The sequence below is a fragment of the Litorivivens sp. genome (genome assembly GCF_041625495.1).
GTDB lineage: Bacteria > Pseudomonadota > Gammaproteobacteria > Pseudomonadales > Spongiibacteraceae > Litorivivens.
The window spans coordinates 1-5,374 of sequence record NZ_JBFJTH010000212.1 but is presented as its reverse complement, the minus strand read 5'-3'; the positions used below and the strand labels follow the sequence as shown (position 1 = coordinate 5,374).

Here is a 5,374-nt window from a genome sequence, read left to right as displayed (position 1 = left end):
GGTGCTGGCCGGCCTCAATCCCGGCGACCGGTTGATTACCAGCCACCTTGATTTGCTGGCCAACGGTAAAACCGTTGTCTTGCAGAGCGAGCAGCCATGAGAGGGCTGATCACGTTTTTTGCCAGCCGTCCGCTGCTGGTAAATCTGATATTGGTGATGCTGTTTCTCAGCGGCTTTGTCAGCTTGCGTGGGATGGTTGTCAGCAGTTATCCGGCGCTGGATACCGGTATTTTCTACATTACAACGGTATGGCCGGGCGCCGCAGCGACTGATGTAGAGCTTTCAGTGACGGTGCCACTGGAAGAAGAAATTCTTGAAATTGAAGGTCTCGATAAATTGCGGTCGGCCAGTATGGAGGGGCAGTCGAGTCTTCTGGTGCAGGCGAGTCCGGATCACAGTCGTGAGCAGAACCGGCGTTTTCGTGAAGACCTGCAGCGCGCCATTGATCGCGCCTATCCGCGCATGCCAGACGAGGTGTTTGAAAAGCCCTTGTTGGCCGCAGAAGACCCCGACCGAACACCGATCATGGAAATTCTGGTTCGCGGTGATGTGGATGAAGATGTACTGCGTCGCACCGCACGGCGCCTGCAGGTGCAGCTGCGCCAGGTGGAGGGTGTGGCCGGTTCTGATCGGCGCGGCTATCGGCCCAAGGAAGTTCGCATTTTGCTGAATCCACAGCGCTTGCAGCAACTGGGTATTGATGCGGCGGAGATCAGCCGCGCCATCGCCGCGCGCAATGTCAGAGACTCTGGGGGTGCGTTGGAATCGACGACCTCTGAGCGTGATGTTGTTACGGTTGGGCAATTTGAGCACCCCAAAGATGTGGCCGAGGTTATTGTGCGGGCGGTGGGGCGCGATAACTTTGCGCGGGTTAAGGATATTGCAGAGGTTGTTGTTGATTACGAAGACTGGAGGATTCAACCGCTGATAGGTGGTCAACCTGCGGTTGGCCTGTTGATCAAGAAAACCGCGCAGGCCAATGGCGTGGCAGTCGCTGAAGAGTTACGCGAGTTTGTTCGCGAGCAACAGGCGATGATGCCGTCTGGTGTAAGGCTTGAAATCTATAACGATACAACGCGCTATGCCCGCAATATGCTGGAAATGCTCAGTAGTAATGCACTGTTTGGCATGTTGCTGGTGTTTCTCACGCTGCTCGCGTTTTTCCCCTTCCGGTTCACGGTGTGGGTGGTGGTGGGTATTCCCACGGCCATGATGCTCACGTTTATTTTCATGCCGTCGCTCAATATTACGGTCAATCAGCTCAGCATTTCCGGCATTATTCTGATGCTCGGTGTGCTGGTTGACGATGCGGTTGTGGTAGCCGAGAGCATCTTTCGCGAGGCGGAGCGAGGAAAATCGCCGTTGCAGGCGGCGATTGATGGCACTGCGGTGATGGCAGCGCCCGTGCTGGCCAGTTCGGCGACGACGGTATTGGCGTTTATGCCGCTGGTGTTTCTGTCGGGTATTGAGGGGAAATACCTCTGGATGCTGCCAGCAGTGGTTGTCATGGTGTTGCTGGCGTCACTGGTGGAATGCAAAGTCATGTTGCCGGCGCATATAGCGCACGCGCTGCGTGGTCGTCAGCGCGACGGAAAAAGCCTGTCGCGCGAATGGTTTAACCCGGTTGAGCGGGCCTATGTCTGGATTATGCGGCATATGTTCAGGCATCGCGTGATCAGTTTCATTGGGATTCTTGGGCTGGCAGTGGCTGCGGCACTGTTTAGTTACCAGCGTCTTACACTGGAGCTTTACCCGGAAGGGGATACCGATGCAATTACGGTTCAGCTGGAACTTCCACTCGGGACATCCTTTGCGGCGACCCGTGACCGGCTGACTGAACTCGAACGAGATCTGGTTGCGCATCTTGCGGGGCGTGATGTTCTGGCGACAAAAGTCACCGTTGGACACCACGATCTGCCTAGCATGGCAAATGTAACCGAAGGTCGCCAGAATTCCTGGGGCCTTGTCGAGCTATATCTGGTGAGGCAGTCGGAACGCACCCGCACATCGTCGGTGATAGTGTCCGAGCTGCGTGAGTTTATGGCTGAGCAATCGGATTTTGTCTTGGCCAGAGTCGTGCCTCAGGAAAACTCGCCGCCAACCGGCGAGGCGATCGAGCTGGAAATTGTCGGTAATTCAGATGATCGCTATCGGGTAGCTGACGACATTGTGCAGTACCTGCAGACAATAGCCGGTTTTGACCGCGTGTGGACGTCCTACCGGCGCGGCAAGGATATTATTGATCTGCAGCTCAAGCACGAGTTGCTGGCCAACTACGGTCTGACTGTGCAGGACGTGACCCAGGCTGTGCGTGTGGCGTTTGACGGGCTGCTGGTGGAGGAAATGCAGACGTTGGAAGAGCGGGTTCGGTTCCGCTTGCAGTATCGTCAGCCGGAACAAGGCCAGCTCTCTACGCTGTATGGTCTGACCCTGATCAACAGCCGGGGTGAGCCGGTGTTGCTGCGCAGTGTGGCAGATTTCGAAACCAAATCTGCTCAGGCGACGGTTTATCACTACTTTGGCGAACGCACGCTGACGGTATATGCCGATATCGACAAGTCGGTGTTGTCTGTCGCCGAGGCCAATCGCCTGCTACAGGGTTACATCGAGGACCGTGAGCTGCGTCAGCGCTACTCGCACCTGCAGTTTGTGGCTGGTGGCGAAGCTGATCGGCAGCAGGATGCACTGGGGAATATTGGCAGCGCAGCGCTGCTCAGTCTGGCCGGTATATTGGTGCTGCTGGTGCTGCTGTTTAATTCCGTATCGCAACCTATTCTGGTGCTACTGGTTATTCCGCTGGGTATTTTGGGGGTAATGATAGCCTTTGCACTTCAGGGCATGGTGTTAAGTATGTCAGCGCTGGCAGGGATCACCGGGCTGGCCGGTATTCTGGTTAATGATTCTCTGATAATGATCGATCAATTGAATCGCGCTCGGGGAAATAGCACTCACATTGATGCAGATTTGCTGGTGCAGACGGCGAGTACGCGGCTGCGCCCCATCTTTATTACCACATTGACCACAGTGGCAGGGCTGTATCCGGTGGCCTATGGTTTGTTTGGTTTGAATGTTGTTGTCGCGCCGCTGGCAATGGTGATGCTGTGGGGCGTGGTATTCGGTAGTATAATCACGCTCTTCTACCTGCCAAGCCTGTATGCGCTTGAACAGGATGTCAGCCGATTGTTTAAACGCGCTTAAACCCTCTTTTCAAATGAAGAGGGGCAGGGCAAGTCTAACCCTTGCCCTGGGCCCAACTAGCCGAGCCCTTATTACGATGTACTCCCTGCTCCAGAAAATCCTGTTTCAACTGCCTACAGAAACCTCCCACAATCTGGGTATGACGGGCATTTCACTAGCCGATACTTTCTGCCTTTCCCGGCTGGTAGCGCCCAAGCGCGTAGATCACCCGGTAGAAGTGATGGGTATTACCTTTCCCAATCCGGTAGGTTTGGCGGCCGGGCTGGATAAAGATGCCAAACACATTGATGGCCTGGCGGCGTTGGGCTTCGGGTTTATTGAAGTGGGTACGGTCACGCCAAAGCCTCAGCCTGGCAATCCGCAGCCGCGTTTATTTCGTCTACCCGAGGCAAAAGCCATCATCAATCGTATGGGGTTTAATAATCTGGGCGTGGATCATCTGGTAGAACAGGTAAAAAACGCGAAGTTTACCGGTGTACTGGGTATCAATATTGGTAAAAACAAGGATACCCCGGCCGAGCAGGCTGTCGATGACTACCTGATTTGTATGCGCAAGGTTTACCCTCATGCGTCCTATATCACAGTAAATCTGTCGTCACCCAACACCCCGGGATTGCGGGACCTGCAGTTTGGTGAGCCACTCAAGCAACTGCTTGCTCAGTTGAAAACGGCTCAGGCGGAGCTGGCCGCGGAGCATGGCCGCTATGTGCCGCTGGCGGTAAAAATCGCGCCCGATATGGCGGTGAGTGATATTGCCGATGTGGCGGGTGCCTTTCTGGAGCATCGCATTGATGCCGTGATTGCCACTAACACCACGATTGAACGCGATGCGGTAAAACATCTGGAGCACGGCGCGGAAGCTGGCGGCCTCAGTGGTGCGCCGGTACGCGATAAGTCGACAGCGGTTATCCGTGAGCTGGCGGCCCAGCTTAAGGGCGAGATTCCCATAATTGGTGTGGGGGGGATCATGTGCGGTGAAGACGCGGCGGAAAAAATCCGCGCCGGTGCTGCGCTGGTTCAGATTTACAGCGGTTTTATCTACGCTGGTCCCAAACTGATCGCGGACTCGGTAAGCGCCATCAAGCGGCAATGATTACCCTGCGTGCCTTTCACAGCGATGATGAAGCCAGACTGGTTGAGCTGGCTAACAATGTGAATGTCACGCGCTTTTTGCGAGACCAATTTCCCCGTCCGTATACCACAATAGATGCCCGTTATTGGATAGACGAGGGTTCCTGTGACAGACACGGGCAGCATTTTGCTGTCTGTCTACACGGCCTGTGCATAGGGAGTATCGGGGTTTTCTGGGGAGAGCGGGAATATCGCTACAGCGCCGAGGTTGGCTATTGGCTTGGGCAGCCTTATTGGGGTAAGGGCTATGCCAGCGAGGCACTCGCTCAGCTTCAGCTGTGGCTGGAAGAAAACACGCAATTGCATCGGCTGTATGCTTTGGTGCTGGAATGTAATCCGGCATCCATGCGCGTGTTGGAAAAAAATGGCTATGCGCGCGAAGGCATACTGCGCCATGCGGTGATGAAAGACGGGACGTTTTACGAGTTGGCCCTTAAGCTTTCCAATGCAATTGATGACTACGCAAAGGACCGGGCAAACGTGACCTATGAACTTGTCCGCAATGCGTTGGATGTCGTCCGCGTGTTTTTCGATGAGGAGGAAACCGACCACTGCCCGACACCCGACATTGTTTCAATTGTGAGAACGGCACAATGCGCCGTAGCCGTCGGCACGGCGAGGCGGGCTGGTATTGCGCCGCGTGCGATACATTTAGCCCGGACGACCAGCCACCGACAAAACGTGCCCAGCGCATCGCCTGGCTGCGGCAGAAAATTGAGCATTACCAGGCCCTGGTAGAACGCCACCGCCAGGCCCTGGCCGCAGCCGAGAAGGATCTCGCGGCGCATCGGCAATGGCTGCTTGAGGAGTTGGACAAGGAATCGTGAGAAGGTTATTGCGAAAGAATAGAACACATGTTATAATTCAAATGGGTCTGCCGGAGGCCGCGCCGTAGTGCGCAGAGACGCCGTCGCTGGCCCATTTTTTTTTATCGGGCAGATGATACCAATTACCTGGGCGCCACATCCGCCCGGTAAAAGACAACGACCTGGCTTAGGTTGGCGCCCGCCAGGCCGTTGGAAAATTAACAAGAGTAATGCATTCT

3 protein-coding genes are annotated in these 5,374 nt (G+C 55.3%); all 3 read left to right on the top strand.

What is annotated here, in order from left to right:
- The first annotated feature begins 96 nt into the window (after positions 1-96).
- A complete protein-coding gene (locus ABYP39_RS17095) occupies positions 97-3,198 on the top strand; it encodes an efflux RND transporter permease subunit (RefSeq protein ID WP_372783792.1) in 3,102 nt (1,033 codons plus the stop codon).
- A gap of 76 nt (positions 3,199-3,274) precedes the next feature.
- Positions 3,275-4,291: a quinone-dependent dihydroorotate dehydrogenase gene (locus tag ABYP39_RS17090; RefSeq protein WP_372783790.1), complete on the top strand. Its 1,017-nt coding sequence runs from the start codon at positions 3,275-3,277 to the stop codon at positions 4,289-4,291.
- Entirely contained in the window at positions 4,288-5,067 is a 780-nt protein-coding gene (locus tag ABYP39_RS17085; protein WP_372783788.1) for a GNAT family N-acetyltransferase, read from the top strand. Before ABYP39_RS17090 ends, ABYP39_RS17085 begins: the two co-directional genes overlap by 4 nt.
- The last annotated feature ends 307 nt before the right edge of the window (positions 5,068-5,374 follow it).